Annotated in this window: 18 protein-coding genes and 1 pseudogene; 11 read left to right on the top strand and 8 right to left on the bottom strand. The window is 62.3% G+C overall.

From position 1 onward, the window contains the following. The first annotated feature begins 104 nt into the window (after positions 1-104). Both glpD and glpK read left to right on the top strand, forming a co-directional pair. A complete protein-coding gene (gene glpD, locus DDE76_RS14810; protein WP_104891916.1) occupies positions 105-1,607 on the top strand; it encodes a glycerol-3-phosphate dehydrogenase in 1,503 nt (500 codons plus the stop codon). A gap of 116 nt (positions 1,608-1,723) precedes the next feature. After that, positions 1,724-3,214, top strand: a complete 1,491-nt coding sequence (glpK, locus tag DDE76_RS14805; RefSeq protein WP_104891917.1) for a glycerol kinase GlpK — start codon at positions 1,724-1,726, stop codon at positions 3,212-3,214. A 2-nt stretch (positions 3,215-3,216) separates the two neighbouring features. Here glpK and DDE76_RS14800 read toward each other — a convergent pair whose 3' ends face one another. Next, positions 3,217-4,047, bottom strand: coding sequence for a DUF1499 domain-containing protein (locus DDE76_RS14800; RefSeq protein WP_157955837.1), 831 nt, complete (start codon positions 4,045-4,047; stop codon positions 3,217-3,219). 77 nt (positions 4,048-4,124) lie between these two features. After that, on the bottom strand, positions 4,125-4,754 hold the full coding sequence (gene pdxH, locus DDE76_RS14795) for a pyridoxamine 5'-phosphate oxidase (protein WP_104891919.1): 630 nt from the start codon (positions 4,752-4,754) through the stop codon (positions 4,125-4,127). Positions 4,755-4,867: 113 nt separating this feature from the next. On the opposite strand from pdxH, the gene DDE76_RS14790 reads away from it, so the two are divergent. After that, entirely contained in the window at positions 4,868-5,821 is a 954-nt protein-coding gene (locus DDE76_RS14790) for a DnaJ C-terminal domain-containing protein (protein ID WP_104891920.1), read from the top strand. On the opposite strand, the gene DDE76_RS14785 is transcribed toward DDE76_RS14790, so the two are convergent. Next, a complete protein-coding gene (locus tag DDE76_RS14785) occupies positions 5,818-6,756 on the bottom strand; it encodes an L-threonylcarbamoyladenylate synthase (protein ID WP_104891921.1) in 939 nt (312 codons plus the stop codon). The genes DDE76_RS14790 and DDE76_RS14785 overlap by 4 nt on opposite strands. 62 nt (positions 6,757-6,818) lie before the next feature. Between DDE76_RS14785 and DDE76_RS14780 the strand changes: the two genes are divergently transcribed. The 4 genes from DDE76_RS14780 to DDE76_RS14765 all read left to right on the top strand — a co-directional run bounded on the left by DDE76_RS14780 (position 6,819) and on the right by DDE76_RS14765 (position 9,453). Then, positions 6,819-7,745: a histone deacetylase family protein gene (locus DDE76_RS14780; protein ID WP_104894740.1), complete on the top strand. Its 927-nt coding sequence runs from the start codon at positions 6,819-6,821 to the stop codon at positions 7,743-7,745. A 30-nt stretch (positions 7,746-7,775) separates the two neighbouring features. Next, positions 7,776-8,027 (top strand): exodeoxyribonuclease VII small subunit, encoded by a 252-nt coding sequence (locus DDE76_RS14775; RefSeq protein WP_104891922.1) that lies wholly within the window; start codon positions 7,776-7,778, stop codon positions 8,025-8,027. 92 nt (positions 8,028-8,119) lie between these two features. Next, positions 8,120-8,719, top strand: coding sequence for an SCO family protein (locus tag DDE76_RS14770; RefSeq protein WP_104891923.1), 600 nt, complete (start codon positions 8,120-8,122; stop codon positions 8,717-8,719). Further along, positions 8,716-9,453, top strand: a complete 738-nt coding sequence (locus DDE76_RS14765) for a TlyA family RNA methyltransferase (protein ID WP_281261864.1) — start codon at positions 8,716-8,718, stop codon at positions 9,451-9,453. Before DDE76_RS14770 ends, DDE76_RS14765 begins: the two co-directional genes overlap by 4 nt. A gap of 131 nt (positions 9,454-9,584) precedes the next feature. Here the strand turns inward: DDE76_RS14765 and DDE76_RS14760 are convergent, their stop codons facing one another. The 3 genes from DDE76_RS14760 to uxaC form a co-directional block, all read right to left on the bottom strand. After that, the gene (locus DDE76_RS14760) at positions 9,585-10,091 is read right to left on the bottom strand and encodes a CAP domain-containing protein (protein WP_104891924.1); all 507 of its coding nucleotides are present in this window, start codon (positions 10,089-10,091) and stop codon (positions 9,585-9,587) included. 4 nt (positions 10,092-10,095) lie between these two features. Next, complete coding sequence (locus DDE76_RS14755) at positions 10,096-10,905, bottom strand: aminoglycoside phosphotransferase family protein (RefSeq protein WP_157955836.1); 810 nt, start codon at positions 10,903-10,905, stop codon at positions 10,096-10,098. A gap of 322 nt (positions 10,906-11,227) precedes the next feature. Next, on the bottom strand, positions 11,228-12,646 hold the full coding sequence (uxaC, locus tag DDE76_RS14750) for a glucuronate isomerase (protein ID WP_104891926.1): 1,419 nt from the start codon (positions 12,644-12,646) through the stop codon (positions 11,228-11,230). A 222-nt stretch (positions 12,647-12,868) separates the two neighbouring features. On the opposite strand from uxaC, the gene DDE76_RS19610 reads away from it, so the two are divergent. After that, on the top strand, positions 12,869-13,024 hold the full coding sequence (locus DDE76_RS19610) for a hypothetical protein (RefSeq protein WP_157955835.1): 156 nt from the start codon (positions 12,869-12,871) through the stop codon (positions 13,022-13,024). Here the strand turns inward: DDE76_RS19610 and DDE76_RS14745 are convergent. Next, the gene (locus tag DDE76_RS14745) at positions 13,021-14,865 is read right to left on the bottom strand and encodes a putative bifunctional diguanylate cyclase/phosphodiesterase (protein WP_104891927.1); all 1,845 of its coding nucleotides are present in this window, start codon (positions 14,863-14,865) and stop codon (positions 13,021-13,023) included. The two genes, DDE76_RS19610 and DDE76_RS14745, sit on opposite strands and share 4 nt — an antisense overlap. 640 nt (positions 14,866-15,505) lie before the next feature. Between DDE76_RS14745 and DDE76_RS14740 the strand changes: the two genes are divergently transcribed. From DDE76_RS14740 to DDE76_RS14730, 3 genes are all read left to right on the top strand, one after another. Beyond that, entirely contained in the window at positions 15,506-16,066 is a 561-nt protein-coding gene (locus DDE76_RS14740; RefSeq protein ID WP_104891928.1) for an alpha-ketoglutarate-dependent dioxygenase AlkB, read from the top strand. Positions 16,067-16,203: 137 nt separating this feature from the next. Continuing rightward, entirely contained in the window at positions 16,204-16,512 is a 309-nt protein-coding gene (locus DDE76_RS14735; RefSeq protein ID WP_104891929.1) for a type II toxin-antitoxin system TacA family antitoxin, read from the top strand. Next, complete coding sequence (locus DDE76_RS14730; RefSeq protein WP_104891930.1) at positions 16,509-17,054, top strand: GNAT family N-acetyltransferase; 546 nt, start codon at positions 16,509-16,511, stop codon at positions 17,052-17,054. The genes DDE76_RS14735 and DDE76_RS14730 overlap by 4 nt, the downstream gene beginning before the upstream one ends. Positions 17,055-17,225: 171 nt before the next feature. Here the strand turns inward: DDE76_RS14730 and DDE76_RS14725 are convergent. After that, positions 17,226-17,501: pseudogene (locus DDE76_RS14725) on the bottom strand (integrase core domain-containing protein); the annotation flags it as partial. Positions 17,502-18,070 lie beyond the last annotated feature (569 nt).

The following is an 18,070-nucleotide window of genomic DNA, read 5'->3' as shown; positions in this document are numbered from 1 at the left end:
AGGTCAATCATCATCTTGTATGGTAGATCAATACGAAAGCGCCTACCTTCCAAAACGAAAGCATATGCATTACATACGAACCAACAGGACGATGAGGCGGCGGCATGCTGGATATTTTTGTCATTGGCGGCGGGATCAACGGAGCCAGCGTGGCACGCGATGCGGTGGGCCGCGGCTATAGCGTTTCCCTGGCCGAAATGAACGATCTGGCATCGGGGACCTCGTCAGCAGCGACAAAGCTGATCCATGGCGGGTTGCGCTATCTCGAGCATTACGAGTTCCGGCTGGTGCATGAAGCACTGGCCGAGCGCGAGGTGCTCTGGGCCTCGGCGCCGCATATCATCTGGCCCCTGCGCTTCGTGCTGCCGCATCACAAGGGGTTGCGGCCGGCTGCCGTGCTGCGGGCGGGGCTGGCGCTTTACGACTATATGGGCGGACGACGCCTGCTGCCGCCGACCAAGACGCTGGATCTGACGCGGGACGAGGCGGGCAAACCGCTCAAGCCGGGCTACAAGCTGGCGTTCGAATATTCCGACTGCTGGGTGAACGATGCACGTTTCGTGGTGCTCAATGCGCGCGACGCGGCGGATCGCGGTGCCAACGTGCATGTGCGCACAAAGGTGGTTTCGGCGCGGCGCGAAGATGGTGGCTGGACAGTGGAACTGGACGGCGAGGACGGCAGGCAGAGTGTTCGCGCGCGCATGCTGATCAACGCCTCCGGCCCGTGGGTTGATGATGTGATCAACCAGGCGATGGGCAAGAACGGGGCGCATAATGTGCGGCTGGTTCAGGGCAGCCACATCGTGGTCAGGAAACTCTATGACCACGACCGCTGCTATTTCTTCCAGAACAGCGATGGGCGCATTTTCTTTGCCATTCCCTATGAGGGCGAGTTCACGCTGATCGGTACGACCGACCGCGACTATCATGGCGACCCCAAGGACGTGGCAATTACCGAGGAAGAAACCGACTATCTGCTCAAGGCGACCAATGAGTATTTTGCCCAGAGCGTGGGGCGAAACGATATCGTTTGGAGCTATTCGGGCGTGCGGCCGCTGTTTGACGATGGCGCCAGCGCTGCCCAGGAAGCGACGCGCGACTACGTGCTCAAGCTTGATGGGGATGCAGCAAACGGGGCAGTGATCAATGTGTTCGGCGGCAAGCTGACCACATCGCGGAGACTGGCCGAATCGGTGCTGGAAAAGATCGAAGAGGTGCTGGGCAAGAAGGGGCCGGCATGGACCAAATCAGCCACCCTTCCCGGCGGTGATTTTGGCCCCAAGAGTTTTGACGCTGAGCTGCGCCGGCTCGGCATGGACTATCCGCAGATGAATGCCGGCCTGCTGCGGCGCATGATGCGGCTCTATGGCACCAGGGCCAAGGCGGTGCTCGGAACGGCCCGGTCCGAGGCCGATCTGGGGACGCATTTCGGCGCCGACCTTTACGCTGCGGAAGTCGATTATCTGGTTGCAAATGAATGGGCGCGGACGGCGCAAGACATCTTGTGGCGGCGCACCAAGCTTGGGCTGAAGGTCGGTGCCGAGGATGCAACGCGGCTGGAGGAGTATCTGGCGGCACAAGACGGTTCGAGGGCAATGCCGGCTTGAAGCCAATGGGACGCCCACCCTACCTTCGCGACGGCCTCATGGCCTAATTGCGGTACCCTCCCCTGACGGGAGACGGTGATCAAGGAGCCAGCAGAGCTCCCAATGAGGAGAAATCAATGACCAAGTTCATTCTGGCGATCGATCAGGGTACCACGTCGAGCCGGGCGATTGTGTTCGATGGGGACCGCAGAATCGCGGGCGTCGGCCAGAAGGAGTTTACCCAGCATTTCCCGCAGGACGGCTGGGTGGAGCACGATCCGGAAGAAATCTGGGAGAGCGTCGTCTGGTCGGTCAAGACTGCGCTGTCGGAAGCCAAAGTCCCGGCCGGCGACATCGCGGCAATCGGCATTACCAACCAACGCGAAACGGTGGTGATCTGGGACAGGGCGACGGGCGAATCGATCCACAATGCGATCGTCTGGCAGGATCGGCGCACCGCGGCCTATTGCGCCGAGCTGAAAAAGGCCGGGCACGAAGCAATGGTGACCGAACGCACAGGGCTGCTGCTGGACCCCTATTTCTCCGGCACCAAGGTGAAGTGGCTGCTCGATACCGTCGAGGGCGCGCGGGCGCGCGCTGAAAAGGGGGAGTTGGCCTTTGGCACCATTGATAGTTTCCTCATCTGGCGGCTGACCGGGGGCAAGGTGCATGCGACGGACGCCACCAATGCCGGCCGGACCTTGCTGTTCGACATCGGAAAGAACCAGTGGGACGCCGAGCTCTGCGCCTTGCTCGATGTACCCATGACGATCCTGCCCGAGGTCAAGGATTGCGCCGATGATTTCGGGACGGCGGAGGCCGAGCTGTTCGGGGCGGCGATCCCAATCCTCGGGGTGGCGGGCGACCAGCATGCGGCAACCATCGGACAGGCCTGTTTTGAACCGGGCATGGTCAAATCGACCTATGGCACGGGATGCTTTGCCCTGCTCAACACCGGCACCGACATGGTGCCCTCAAAGAACCGGCTGCTGACGACCATCGCCTATCGGCTGGATGGCCAATCCACCTATGCGCTGGAAGGTTCGATCTTCATCGCCGGAGCCGCGGTGCAATGGATCCGCGACGGCCTGAAACTGGTGAGCCATGCCAGCGAAACCGGCCCGCTGGCGCGCACCGCCGATCCAAGCCAGAATGTTTACATGGTGCCCGCCTTTGTGGGGCTGGGTGCGCCATGGTGGGATGCCGATGCCCGCGGGGCCATTTACGGCATTACCCGCAATACCGGACCGGCAGAAATCGCCAAGGCGGCGCTGGAAGCGGTCAGCTACCAGACCCGCGACCTGCTCGAAGCCATGCGCAAGGACTGGACGAGCGGCAGCACGGAAACGGTGCTGCGGGTCGATGGGGGCATGGTGGCGTCGGACTGGACGATGCAGTTCCTGGCCGACATTCTCGACGCGCCGGTGGACCGGCCGACGATTCTCGAAACCACGGCTCTGGGAGCGGCCTGGCTGGCCGGGATGAAAGCCGGGGTATGGCCCGGCATGAGTGAATTTGCGGCTGGCTGGGCCCGCGACCGGCGCTTTGAACCAGAAATGGATGCCGCTACCCGGAAGGCCAGGATCGCCGGCTGGGACGATGCGGTGCGCCGCACGCTGACCCAATAGGGTCAGCCGCCCCCGCTGGCCTCGACTTCGGCTGCCGGCTCTTCGGGTTCGGCAGGCGCCGGCTGATTGATATTGGGATTGTCGCGCAGGAAGGCGGTCACCTCGCTATCGAGCGTGACGAGGAAATCGCTGATGCGCTGGCCGTTGGAGCCCAGGTCATGCAGCGCGCCGATCGAGGCAGAGCGCATGTCGACGGCGGCGCCGCGGCCCGAGGCAGCGACACGCAGCACTGCCTCTTCGCGCCAGCCGACCAAGGTGAGAATGCGCGCATTAAGCTGGCCCGGCGCGCCGGCAATGCCCGGTTCACGGCGCTGGCGAATATCCCAGCCCTGCACCTGCACAAGATGTTCGACGATGGCAAAAAGCTGCAGCGGGTCGAGCGGATAGGTGCGGGTGGTGGCGTTGGGGAAGAACCGCTGTTGCTCCTCCGCTGTCAGCAGCCGCGGCGCGGGCATATCGGCCATGTCCGGCTCGAAGATCAGCGGCAGCTCGCTGCGCGGTGCGGTGGCGATGTCGGTGACGATGGGGTAGCGCAGCGCCTGGACACCATAATAGGCAAAGGGTGCGAGGCAAATCAGCCCCAGGAACAGCCCGGACAGGGCCTTGCTCCAGCCCTGATCACCTGTGTGCCAGAGCCGCACCAGGCCGATGCAGGCGGCCAGAACGGCGAGCGCCGCGACGATTGCGGCAAACAGAGCCACCACAAGGAACACGCCTGAATCGAGGAAGCGCTCGCGGTGCATGAGCACCGGAACGATGGTCAGCGGCACGGCAAGGCTGCCCAGCCGCCGCGCCAGCACAGCCCATTTCGAGGTTCTGATCAGTATCCGCACGAAGGCCTGTTCCCCAATCCGGCGCGCAGAATAGCGGCAAGGTCTTTCGCTTGTTTGAATAAATTCTCCGCGACCACCTAAGGATAAAGGCGCGTGCTGGTCCAGGCGGCACCGGGCAGGTCGCGGGTAAACCGCACGCGATCGTGCAGGCGATACTCGCCGTCTTTCCAGAATTCGATGGCCGTGGGGATCAGGCGGTAGCCGGACCAATGCGGGGGCCGGGGCGTTTCCCCCTCCCCGATCATGGCGGTCAGGGCCGCCACTTCGTCCATCATCTGCTGCCGGTTGGCCAGCGGCCGAGATTGTTTAGAGGTCGCCGAGGCAATGCGGCTGCCCTTGGCGCGGGAGGCGAAATATTCATCGGCCTCGGCCTCGGTGACCTGCTCGACAGGGCCGCGCATGCGCACCTGGCGTCGAAGACTCTTCCAGTGCATGACCATGGCGGCCTGCGGATTGGCCTGCAATTGTTCGCCCTTGGCGCTTTCGAAATTGGTGAAAAAGCAGAACCCCCGGGCGTCGCGGCGGTTGAGCAGCACCATGCGCACATCGGGCAGGCCAGATGTGTCAGCGGTCGCCAGGGCCATGGCATGCGGGTCGTTGGGCTCGCTGTCTTGGGCCATGGCGAACCATTCCTCGAAGATGGCGAAGGGATCGAGATCGGTACGGTCGGTATCGTCGAACAAGCGTTCGGTCAGGGTCTGCAACATTGAGATATTTCCTGCGCGTTGCCCGTGCCGCAACTGGACAAGGGCCGGGGGCGTGGCCATATAGGACTTCAAATACGGGGCGAACAATGCCCCCAAGACAAAGATTGGACCCAATGCGCGATCCTTACACCGTACTTGGGGTGTCGCGGTCCGCAAGCGAGAAGGACATCAAGTCCGCCTATCGCAAGCTGGCCAAGAAGTACCACCCCGACCAAAATCCTGACGACCCAACGGCCCACGGCAAGTTTGCCGAGGCGACGCATGCCTATGACCTGCTCAACGACAGCGAAAAGCGGGGACAGTTCGACCGTGGCGAAATCGACGCGGACGGCAATCCGCGCTTTGCCGGCTTCGGCAATGGCGGGTTCGGCGGCGCCCGGGGCGGTCCAAGGCCCGGCGCTGGCGCTGGCGGATTTTCCGCCGAGGACATTCTCAAGGAGTTCATGAGCGGCTTTGGCGGACAGCCACGCGGCGGCGCAGGTGCGCGCGGCGCAGCGGGCGGTGCGCAATGGGACCCGTTTACCGGCACGGCGGCCGGTGGGGCGGGCGGCCGGATGGGCAAGGGCGACGATGTGATCGTCAATGTCACCATTTCGCTCGAAGACGCACACAAGGCGGCCTCCGTGCCCGTGCGCATGCCGAGCGGCAAGGTGCTCTCGGTCAAGCTGCCCGAAAAGGTCGAGGAAGGTCAGCAGATCCGCCTCAAGGGCCAGGGTTCGCCCAGCCCCTATGGGGAGCCCGGCGACGCCCTGGTGACGGTGCGCTTTGAAAAGTCGAAGACCTTCCGCAAGGATGGACATGATGTGCGCACCGATGTGCCGGTGACCCTCTATGAGGCGGTGCTGGGCGCCAAGGTACGCGTGCCGACGCTGGATGGTTCGGTGGAACTCACCCTGCCCCCGGGCATGGACACCTCAAAGGCCCTGCGCCTCAAGGGCAAGGGGCTCTATGGCGATGGCGATCTCTATGTGAACATCCGCGTGGTGCTGCCGCCGGGCGGCGATGCGGACCTCGAGGCCCTCGCCCGTTTCATGCGCGACCAGAAGCCATACAAGGTGCGCGACTAGGCCCGCGGCGCAGCGGCCCGCTTCAGACGATCGTTGATTGCCTCGCCCAGACCCGTTTCGGGGATGGGCGCGACGGCGATCATCTGGGCACCCATGGCATCGAGGTCGTGCAGCATGGAAAAGAGGTTGCGAGCGGCCTCGTGCAAATCGCCGGCCTCCGAGAGGTTGCGCACAAGGCTGTTATGCGGGACCAGGGGACCGAAGGCCAGATAGGCCTCGCCCGGCATCGGGGTGGTGTTGAGGCGAAGGCCCGCATTGGGCGCATAATGACTGAGCAGCATGCCGGGCGCTGATATCGCCGCACCCTCTTCGGCCTGTTCCACCTGCCGGCCGGTGGCGTCTTCGATCTGCTGCCGGGAAAGCGCGCCAGCGCGAAGCTGAACCAGCCTGTCTCCATCCACCGCAAGAATTGTGGATTCAACGCCGGCCTTGCAGGGGCCGCCATCGAGGACGGGCACCCTGCCGTCAAACCCCTTGTGAACCTGTTCGGCCGTTGTCGGTGAGAGTTTGCCCGAGGGATTGGCGGATGGCGCGGCAAGAGGTCGGTCCGCGGCGCGCAAAAGGCCAAGCGCCAGGGGATGGTCGGGTACACGCAGGGCAACCGTGTCGAGGCCGGCCGTGACAATGTCTGTCAGGCCGTGACCCGGGCGAAGCGGCAAAACGATGCTGAGCGGGCCGGGCCAGAAGGAGTGTGCCAGTTGACGCGCCAAGGGCGAGAAGGTGGCAAGGCCCTCTGCCATGGCCAGATCGGCGCAATGCACGATCAACGGGTTGAAGCGCGGCCGCCCCTTGGTTTCGTAGATGGCCAGCACGGCATCGGGATTGGTGGCATCGGCGCCAAGCCCATAAACCGTCTCGGTAGGGAAGGCGCAGAGCTGCCCGGCGCGCAGCAGCGTGGCGGCTTGTTCAACGGTCGTTTGGAACGGGTCTGACATGCGCGGTGTTTGACAACAGGGAATGCCCGCGTCAAGACGAGATGGAACATGCGGAGAGCCAAGTGACGACGCTTCTGGTCAGCCAGCCCAATTTTGCCGATCACCTGACACCGCCAGGGCACCCCGAACGCGCTGATCGGATCCGGGCAGTGGAAGAGGCGCTGGCCGGGGCCCAGTTTGCTTCGCTCAAGCGCCGCAATGCGCCCTTTGGCGACATCACGCTGGCCGAGCTGGTGCATGACGGAACCTATCTTTCGCGTTTGCGCGATGCGAGACCGGCCGAAGGCATCGGGCAATTGGATGCCGACACCTTTATTTCAGATGGATCAATGGGTGTGGCGGCCACCGGCCTGGGCGGCGCGCTGGCGGGGCTGGAAGCCGTTTTGCTGGGGGAGGTGGACAATGCATTCTGCGCCATTCGCCCGCCCGGTCACCACGCAGAAATCGCCCAGCCGATGGGCTTTTGCCTGATAAACACCATCGCCATCGCGGCGCGGGAGGCGCAGCGGAAATATGGTGCAGAGCGCGTGGCGATCGTGGATTTCGACGTGCATCACGGCAATGGCACGCAGGACATTTTCAAGGACGATCCGAGCGTGTTTTACGCATCGAGCCACCAGATGCCGCTCTATCCCGGCACCGGCAGCCCGGCGGAAACCGGGGTGGGCAATATTGTCAATGTTGCACTGGCGGCCCATTCCGGCGGCGAAGCGATGCGGCAGGCCTACACCGATATCCTATTGCCGGCATTGGAGAATTTCGCGCCGGACCTGTTGCTGATCTCGGCCGGGTTTGACGCGCATATCCGCGACCCGCTGGCCCAGCTCGAGTGGGTGGATGGAGATTATGGTTGGGTCACGGCAAAGTTGATGGAGGTGGCGCACAGGCGCTGCGGCAATCGCATTGTGTCGCTGCTCGAAGGTGGCTATGACCTCAAGGGACTTGCCGGGGGCGTACGGAGCCATGTTTCGACCCTCCTGGACCTGTAAGATGAACGAGATTTGAGCGAGCGAACGGTTATGGCTGACACGGCACAGGACGATGTGAAAACGCTGAGCTTCGAAGCGGCGCTGGAACAGCTCGAGCAGATCGTGGCCAAGCTCGAAAGCGGCAAGGCCCCGCTGGCCGAGTCAATCGCCATCTATGAGCGCGGCGAGGCCCTCAAGGCCCATTGCGAAGCGCTGCTCAAGACCGCCGAGGCGCGGATCGAGAAGATCACGCTCAATCGCGAAGGCAAGGCCGTGGGGACTGAACCGCTGGACGCTGGCTGAGTTTGCTGGATACCCCCACCCGACCACCCCCCGATAGGGGGAGGGACCGCGCCGGTGGATGAGGCGGCACACAGCCTCGAACAGGATATGAGATGACAGCCAACAACACCCTTCGCAATTTCCGCATCGTGCTATGGGTTCTGGTGGCCGTGGCGGCGATCGGGGCGACGGCGCTTTATGTGTTCCGGCCGCCGCAGCGGCCGCTGGGCGTGACGGGACAGGAATTTGCGCTGACCTCTACACAGGGCGGCAGCTTCACCCAGAACGATCTGCGTGGCACGCCGAGCCTGATCTTTTTTGGCTATACCTTTTGCCCTGATGTGTGCCCGACAACGCTGGCGGAAACCACGGCCTGGCGCGCCCAGCTCGGGCTGGCCCCGGAGGATCTGCGCATCATCTTCGTGACGGTCGATCCCGAGCGGGACACGCCGGAAATGGTCAAGGCCTATGTCGAAGGGTTCGATCCCAGCGTGATCGGGCTGGTGGGCAGTGTCGAGGAGACCGAGAAGGCCAAGGCCGCCTTTGGCGTCTTCTCGGAAAAATCGGGCGATGTGGACAGCGAGTTTTATCTGGTCGACCACACCGCGCTGACCTTCCTGATCGACGCGGATGGTACCTTTGAAGGCACAATTGCCTATGAGGAAGCCAGCGACACCGCGCTTGGCAAGATCGAGCGCATGGTCAAGGGGTGAGCCGCACACGGCTCGACCTGGCGCTGGAACAACGCGGGCTGATGCCCAGCCGGGCACGTGCCCGCGATGCCATTTTGCGCGGGACGGTCTCGGTCAATGGCGCAGCGGCGAAAAAGCCCAACCAGATGGTGGGACCCGATGATGTGCTGGCGCTGGACGATCCGGCGGCAGGCTATGTGTCCCGCGCAGCGCTGAAGCTGATTGCCGGGCTGGATGCGGGACAAATCGATGTTGGCGGCAAGACCTGCCTTGATGTGGGTTCATCCACGGGCGGGTTTACGCAGGTGCTGCTGGAGCGCGGCGCCGTGCGGGTCTTTGCCGTCGATGTGGGACATGACCAATTGCACCAGAGCCTGCGGGATGATGCGCGCGTGGTGAGCCTTGAGGGGACCAATGCGCGGGACCTGGACCGGGAGACAATCACCGACCCGATTGACCTGCTGGTATCCGATGTCAGCTTCGTGTCGCTGACCAAGGTGCTGGCGGCGCCAATGGCGCTGTGTGGACCGGCGGCCGAAGCGGTCATCCTGTTCAAGCCGCAATTCGAGGTGGGGCGGGAATTTGTCGGCAAGGGCGGGATTGTCAGTGATTCGGCGGCGATGGAACGGGCGATGGCAGAGGTGGTGGCCTTTGTCGAGGGCGCGGGGTTTGGATTGCGGGCAAAGGTGGTTTCGCCGATTGCCGGCGGTGACGGGAATGTCGAGACGGTGCTGGTGTTCGGGCGGGGTGAATAGGCGATCGAGACACCCCCACCCTATCTGCGCAACGACCTCCGGCCGAGCTACGCTCTGCCATTCGAGCATAGCTCTCGCGGCTTCTCGCCTCAAATCTCTCCACTGGAGCGATTTGCCCTAGGGAGACGGCTCTAAGCCTGTACCCAGGCCTCGTAGGGGCCGCCGGCGATCAGGGCCCAGTAGAGCTTGCCCGAATTGGTGCGGGCAAAGGCCAGGCCGAATTCGGTGAAGCGGTTGGAGAGCAGGGTATTGCGGTGACCTTGGGAGCCGAGCCAGCCTTCGATGGCGTCGGGGAGGGTCTTGTAGCCCTTGGCGACGTTCTCACCCACCGCGAGGAGATAGCCGGCTTCCGAGACACGCTGGCGCAGGGTGACGCCGAGATCGTGGCTGAGCGTGTCCTTTTGGGCCATCAGCCGCGCCTGGGCGCGGGCGGCGGCTTCCAGTTGCGGATTGTAACTCCAGCTTCCGGCGCCATTTGCGCGGCGAACGGCGTTGATCGTTGCAACGATCTGATCGCGGGTGAGGTCTTCAGGCCGGTCCGAGACCTTTGCCGGCAGAGGCGGGATGGTCGAGGCACAGGCCGAGAGCAGGGACGCGGCGACCAGGGCCAGGGCGGCGCGGCGGGTGTAATGGGTCATGGGGTCAGGCCTGGTCGTATGCGCTCAGGAGATTGGGCAGAATGGCAAGATCGGTGGTGACGGGCTTGCCATCGGCCAGATCCCAGCAGACCGAAAGGCCCGAATGGGCGGCGGCAAAGCCGAGCACGCGTTTGCGGTTGAACCCCAGCCGCGCGGCGAAGGCATCGGCCATGGCGTTGATGCGCTTGGGGTCGGCAGCCAGTTTGGTGGCGCCGGGCGGATTGCGGAACGCGTTGGCGACCTCGTAGTGCGGATCACCGATCAGGCCCTTGGGATCAATGGCCAGCCAGCCGCGATCGGACGAGATGATATTGTCGTGGTGCAGATCACCATGCAGGGGGATTTCCGGCATGGGCTTGTCGAAGAGTTTCAGTGCAATACCGGCAGAGCGCGCATAAAGATCGCGCGCTGTGTGAGGCCAGGCGCGCACATCGGTGTCGAACAGTGCCTGGAAGCGTTGCCGCAGCGGCATCAGGTCGGCCAGCGCATCGGCGCGATGGCGGTGGAGGTTGGATACCACGGTGGCGAGGGCCGTAGTGGCTTCGGCGTCGCGGCCATTGCGGGCCGCCTCGCCCAGGGTGCCGCCATCAAGCCATTCCATGAAGATGGTATCGCCATGCATGTCGAAAACCGTGGCGGCGCCATCACCGCCATACCAGGACAGCAGGCGAGCGCCCCTGCCCTCTTCTTCGGATGCGGCAGGCTTGAGGATCTTGAGGGCCGCAAAATTGCGCCCGTTCTGTTCGACGCGAAAGATCCAGCTTTGCGGCGTTTCCGCCACGGGTGTGGACTTGGTCAGGGACCAACGGATCATGGCACGGCTCAACGCCGTTTCGACGGGGGACTGATTCACCATGGCGCCATTAGAGCAGAAGCGAGGACACGATTCGACGGTTCTGTGCACGTGACGCGAGAAGGTGATGGAAGTGAGGCGGAACGGTCTGCCGGGTGCCCCAACTGGCGCTGCTGAGATGAGGACTGAAGGCGATCACCCCACCCTAGCTTCGCTACGACCCTGTGGGCCTAGCGCCGCTACCCTCCCCATCAAGGGGAGGGAGGGAAGAACGCTAGCGCCTCAGCCGACGCGACCCTCCTCTGAAGGAGAGAGCATGAGGGTGACGTGACCACGCCGTATCCTACTTAATTCTGTAGGCGTCTTTCGCCGCCTGATAGCTCAGATGCCTGGCGATTTCGGTGGCAGAGGATTTGCTGAGGCGGTTTTCGGCGACCCAGTTGGCCAGGAAGCCGCTGACTTCGCGGCGCCAGACATCGTGGCGGGCGGGGATGGAGAGCAGCGCGCGGGTGTCGTCGTTGAAGCCGGCGAGGTTGTAGAAGCCGGCGGTCTCCACGACCTGATCGAGATAGCGGCGGATACCCTGCGGGCTGTCGTGGAACCACCAGGGCGGGCCGATCATCAGCGAGGGCCAGTAGCCGGCCATGGGGGCCAGTTCGCGGGCATAGGTGGTCTCGTCAAGAACGAACATGATGATCTGCAGGTTCGGCTCATTGCCACACCGGCTGAGCAGCGCCCTGAGACCGCCGACATAGTCGGTCGGCCCCGGTATGTCGGCGCCCAGATCGGCGCCGCGCTCGTCAAACAGCAGCGGATCGGTGTTGCGGCGGGAACCGGCGTGGATCTGCATGACCATGCCATCTTCGACCGAGAGCAACGCCATTTCGGTGAGCATCTGCGCGCGGAACAGTTCGGCATCACTGGCGTCGTGGCGCCCAGCCAGCACCTTGTCGAGCAGGGCCTGCTTTTCATTGAGCGGCAGGTCGGCGGTGTTGGCCGTGGGCACGCCATGGTCAGTGGCGACAGCGCCAAATTTGCGGAAATAATCGCGGCGCTTGCGGTGGGCGTTGATCAGCCCATCCCATTTGGTGATGTCCTCGCCGGTGAGTTCGCCGAATTTGTGCAGATTTTCGACAATGGCGGCGCGGCTCGGATCGGTGACGTCGTCCGGACGGTAGGTGGTTCGGACCTGGCCGATCAGGCCCTGTTCGGCCATGGACTGGTGATGGGCCAGGGGATCTAGCGCAAATTCGGTGGTGGCGATGACCTCGACCTTGAAGCGATCGAGAATGGCGCGCGGCAGCAGGTCGGGTGACGCCAGCTTTGCATCGATGGCGTCGTAAATGCTGTCGGCGGTGGCGCCGGAGAGCTCTTCGGTGACGCCAAAGACCGCATGTAGGGAATGGTCGATCCAGGTCTTCGACGGCGTGCCGGCGAACAAATAGTAGTTCTCGGCAAACAGTTGCCAGGCCTTGCGGCCATCGGTTTGGATGGTCTTGCCATCCTTGCGGGGGATGCCCAGCGCATCATAGCTGATGCCGCGGCTCCTGAGCATGCGCAGCACATAATGGTCCGGCGTCAGGAACAGCGCGGTGGGGCTGGCAAAGCGGCCATTCCGGGCGAACCAGGATGGATCGGTATGGCCGTGCGGGCTGATCAGCGGCAGGTCGCTGACGGCGCCATAGAGATCGCGCGCAATGGCGCGCGCAGGCTCGGAAGCGGGAAACAAACGGTCGGGATGGAGATGGCTTGGCTGGGTCATGGGGAGGTTGTGCCACGTTCACCGGGCAGTTTCAATGTCTTCCATACAAGATGGGAGCGCGGGGGATTTGAAACAAATTAACCGCAAAGGGAGAACGCGCTTGGATGGCCGAAGGCTCGCGGTATCCTCGCTGCCATCAAGGGTAAGAAACGGCCCAGCAAGGCGGCGGCCCGGCTAACACATTGCGTTCCCTTTGGAATGGCGTGTTGCGGAGGCGGCAAGATGACCCAGCTCGATCTCGACCAGTCCGGTTTGGACCTGACTCGCCTGCGGCGCGGCGTTCCGGCGCAGCGCCAGCGGCTGATGGTGCTATCGGGCTTTGCATGTGCTTTTACCATGGTTGGCGTGGCGGCAGCGGTGCTGAGCGCCCTGCTCTAGCCTGAGGCGCCGGCCGAAGCCCGCCGGGGCAAGTCCGGCTTCTGGCCAAAAAGCTGCAACATGGGGGTCACGTCCTGGGCCGGGACGGGGCGTGAATACAGATAGCCCTGCCCCATCTGGCACCCATATCGCGCCAGAATGTCGGCCTGCTGGCCGGTTTCGATGCCTTCTGCGACCACCCGCGTGTCGAGCTGGCGGGCGATATCGAGAATGGCACGCGTTACCACGCCACTGGGTTGGTCGACGCCCAGCCTTTCGACAAAGGAGCGGTCGATCTTGATGATATCGACCGGGAAGCTGAGGAGATGGGTGAGCGAGGCATAGCCGGTGCCGAAATCATCCAGCGCGACGAGAAGCCCCTGTTCGCGCAGGGCCTCCACGGCCCGCGGCACGGTCTGGTCGCTGTCGCCCATGAAGACGGATTCATTGACCTCAAGCACGACATGGCTGAGCGACACGTTCTGGCGGGCAAAGATGTCCTGGATCCGCTCGGCCAGGTCGCCGCGCTGAAAATCGCCCGTGGTGACGTTGATGCCCACATGTTGAAACGGAATGCCGGCATCGAGCCAGTAGCGGATGTCCTGCGCCACATGGTTGAGCATCCTGCCGGTCAGTTCATAGGCAATGCGCGGATCCTCAAGCCCGGTCTGAAACGCCCCGGCAGAGACGATGGTGCCATCCGGCATGACCAGGCGGGCAAGGGCTTCCAGGCCCACGATCTCGGCCGTTTCGAGCCGGACGATGGGCTGATAGTGCGCGATCAGCCGGTTCTCGTTCAGGGCCGTGCCGAGCCGGCGCACAGTGTCGATCCGCTCGACCATGTCGGTGCGCAGATCCGGGCGGAAGCCGACATAGCCGCCGCGATGGGTCTGCTTGGCCTGATACAGGGCAAAATCCGCGTTCTGGCACAGAGTATCGGAATCGATGCCATCGACGTCGAACAGCGCGCCGCCCAGCGTCACATGCGCATCGATAGTCTGATCGCCGACCTCGACCATGCCGGAGGCTGCGGCCAGCACGCGGGCGGCGGCAGCCTCGAGAGCGGCGTGGTCGGCGCAATCGGAGACAAGCAGGGCGATTTCATCGCCCCCCTGGCGGCAGGGCAGAATGTCCGGGCCACATTGGCGCAGGCGGCCGGCGATGGCGCGGATGAGCGCATCGCCTGCGGCGTGGCCGATGCTGTCATTGACCAGCTTGAGATGGTCGATATCAAGCAGGATGAGCCCGAAGGGTTCGCCAACCAGGATGCGCTCGGCCAGCGCGGCGTTGAAATGGCCCCGGTTGGGGAGGCCGGTCAGCACGTCGAAATAGGCCAGACGATGGATCCTGGCACGGACGCGTTCATGTTCGATCGCCAGGGCGCACAGGTGCAGGCAGGTGGCCACCACGTCACGCTCGAAAGCGGAGGGACCTCGCTTGGTGTCGTAGTAGAAGGCAAAGGTGGCAACCACCTGGCCCTCGCTGTTGTGAATAGGGCTCGACCAGCAGGCCTGCAGGCCCAGCGGCAAGGCCAGGGCCTTGTAGTCGGCCCAGAGCGGATCGGTTTCGATATCGGTAACGATCACCGGTTCGCCGCGCCAGGCGGCGGTGCCGCAGGACCCAGCGCATGGGCCGATCGGGACACCGTCCACCGCAGCCGAATAGGTGACCGGCAGGCTGGGGCCAGCGAGCGGGCGCACCCTGCCCGCTTCAATCAGCAGGATGGAGCAGGTCACCCCGGGCACATGGCTCTCGACGCGACGGCACAAAATGTCGCCGACCTCGGCCAGTTCTTCCCCACGTGCGACGGCTTCGAGGACTTCCGTCTGTATGCGGAGCAGAAGTTCGGTATCGCCCGCCACCTTACTGGCTCCCAGTTTGCTAGGCGGTAAGGCTAGCAGAGCACGCGTAAAGGGAGTGTGTGTGGAAGAATGCAGATTGAATCAATTTGCGCAAGAAACCGGACTGCCAGGTCCGATCGGGTCCCGAGGCCCTTGGCCGGCCATCTGTCGGATCGGCCAATAGCAGCCAGACCATGGCACAGGCAGCCCACTGCTCTGCTTGCTGTTCACGACATAGGAAGGTGGTGGTGCCAGAGCCGGAATCGAACCAGCGACACGCGGATTTTCAATACCCTTAAATCTCAATCACTTAGCCACAATTTGCCCCATACCGTCTCGCGGACCGAATGATCGTGTTCAGGAATAAGTCTCTGAACTGTCCAAGCTTTCCCAACGCGTCCTGTTCAAGCCCAGCGACGCCTGCTCCCCCATTGCAGCCCAGCACACTGAAACACGCGGCTGTGGTCGAACTTATCCTCGGCGAACCCGAAATCCACGAGTTCAAGCCATCCCGCTTTCCTGGCTACGTGCACGCCAATACGCTGGGTGGCCAAAGCGCGTTGACCAAGTACCGCGCCTTCAGCACCGGGTGTTCAGATTGCCGTGACCCGAAAACAATCCACCGCTATCCTCGCCAGCATTACCATATGAGAATTTGCCCATGCTGCCAGCCGGTGCACGATATTTGCCCAACTTCATCATTCAGTCAGATGAAGAAGCGCTGCTTGGCCAGATCGACAACTTGCCTTGGCTCGGAGACCTGAAGCGTCGTGTCCAGCACTACGGGTATCGCTACGACCATAAGGCCCGCCGCGTAACTGATAACGCTTATCTCGGCGCTCTGCCTAGTTGGCTGAATGACTTGTCTACCCGGCTCTGGGAAGCAGCGATTTTCGACGCAAAGCCCGATCAAGTCATCATCAACGAATATCTGCCCGAGCAGGGCATCTCCGCGCATGTGGATTGTGAGCCGGGCGTTGGTGACACCATCGCTTCGCTCAGCCTCGGTTCGGCCTGCTTAATGGAGTTCTCGAGTGTGCGCTCGGGGGGCTCTTTGACCCGACTTTTAGAACCACAGAGACTGCTCGTCTTGCAAGACGAGGCGCGTTTTGAATGGAAACATGGCATCCCTGCACGTAAATCTGATGTTATCGAGCAGCAAAAAGTGACGCTTGGACGCAAAGTGTCGCTGACGTTTCGCACCGTCGTGCTGGCGCGCTAAGCGGGCACGTGGAAGGTTCGAGACATCTTGCCGTGGATCGTACGTTCGAGCGTGTCAAACCTCGAACTCTTACAAAGCATTGCAATGTACGCCTTCATGACGTACATTGGACGCGAATGCGCTTAAGGAGAACGACCATGCGCACGTTCGACGACACGACAAAAGACATAGATGAGCGGGCAAGCGAACGGATGAATTTCCGCACGAAGCCACATATCAAGGAGGCAATTCACCGCGCGGCAACACTCAGCGGTGTGGACGATAGTGTCTTCACGATGAGCGCTGCCTATCGGTCCGCACTCGAAACGATCGCCGCGCATGAACGCACAGTTCTGGAGCCGGTGGACCATGCCGCGTTCTTCGACGCACTCGACAATCCATCGCAGCCGACTGCAAGGCTGAAGGATGCATTTGCCCGCCATAAATCGCGCGTCCTGTCCAAGTGACAGGCAACCCACCCGAGAAAAACACCATAGAGCCGTTCGATCCAGACAAGCATGATCGGACGGCTTTTTCCTGTGGTGTTGAACAGGTCGACAACTTCTTCAAGAAGACGGCCAACAAACTGTCGAAGGCGGGTAATTCCCGCGTCTATGTGATGACCGCCCCCGACGGTTCGGTGATTGGCTTCTATGCACTCAATGCGCACGCGGTCGATTATGTGGATCTTCCAGAAAAGTATGCCCGGTCGCGGCCTGCGCATGGCTCCATCCCGGCCGCGTTTCTGTCCATGATCGGTGTGGATCAACGTTATGCAAGTCAGGGCTTTGGTGGCGATCTACTGGTTGACGCCCTAATGCGAATTGCCAGAACATCTGAAGACATCGGAATTGCTGTCGTAATCCTCGACGTCCTCGATGACGGGAACCCCGACCAGCTCAAACGGCGTAAAGCGCTCTACGCCAAATACGGCTTCCAGTCCCTGCCCTCAAACCCACTACGTATGTTTCTGCCGGTTGCAACGATCCGCAAGCTGCTCGCTGAGTGAACATAGCTCAGACCTAAGCTCCACGTGTCCATCCTGTTGGTGCCGTCGCCGATGACCCCCATACGTACCCCCGAGGTCAGGACCGGGATCGCATAGAAAAACAAGAGGTTCCACAGAGAAAGGGCCGGAAATTCCGACCGACTGCCACAATTAGTCCGCGTGTCGACTGCGCTAGATGTTTAGTCCCGGCATCTGATGGATCGGATCTATGATGAATGGATCTGGGTTTGCAGTCCACTGCTTGCAGATGAACTCGTATGGAGTGAGTCCCTTCAGCGTCTTCAGTCGCCGTCCAAAGTTGTAGGCGTCGATGAAGTCCCGAAGGTGCTGAAGAAGCTGATCGTGGCTGTCGTAGTGGAAGCGCCTGACGGTCGCCTCCTTGATGGTCCGGTTCATCCGCTCGACCTGACCATTGGTCCACGGGTGCCGCGGCTTAGGGAAAAGATGACGTTATTAGCGAGATGATTGTCGAAAATCCGTGCGTCCGCAGCGGCTGCGATCGCCCGTGCGATTGTCAGCTTCCCGACCGCATAATGGCCGATGAGATATATTATGGTGTTTCTCATGTTCCCCTCGAGCCATCACAGGGGATTGGGGTTGGCGACTTAGGCTCGTCGTTCGTCCTGATCATCTCTATACCTTTGGCAGCTATCACGTTGAAAATACCAAAAGTTGTCCGTCGCGAAACCACCCCGACCTAGCCATTGGAGAGACGGGAGCTCAATCGGTTATTAGGTTTTTCTTATGCGTCGGGATGGCCGGACTGGGGCGCTTGCCTACTGGGGGGGTCTTACCAGCTGTAGCTTATGGTGTGTGATCACTTGGCTAAAGCGCCTGCCGGGCCTATTAGCCATGCATGAACTTTCCTGCTCCCCTCGCTCGCCTTCTGCCTCATCTCGTCACGGTCAGCCCGCTTGAACGTCTTCGCGCCGCGGGTGGTGCCGCGATCGGTATTTTGATCGTTGGCATTATCGGCATGCTGACGCTGCCGGCGCCCAGTGCGCCGCTGCTTATCG

The organism is Devosia indica (assembly GCF_003056405.1).
GTDB lineage: Bacteria > Pseudomonadota > Alphaproteobacteria > Rhizobiales > Devosiaceae > Devosia > Devosia indica.
Note: the sequence above shows the minus strand (reverse complement) of the source record. Positions and strands in the feature narration are given on the sequence as shown.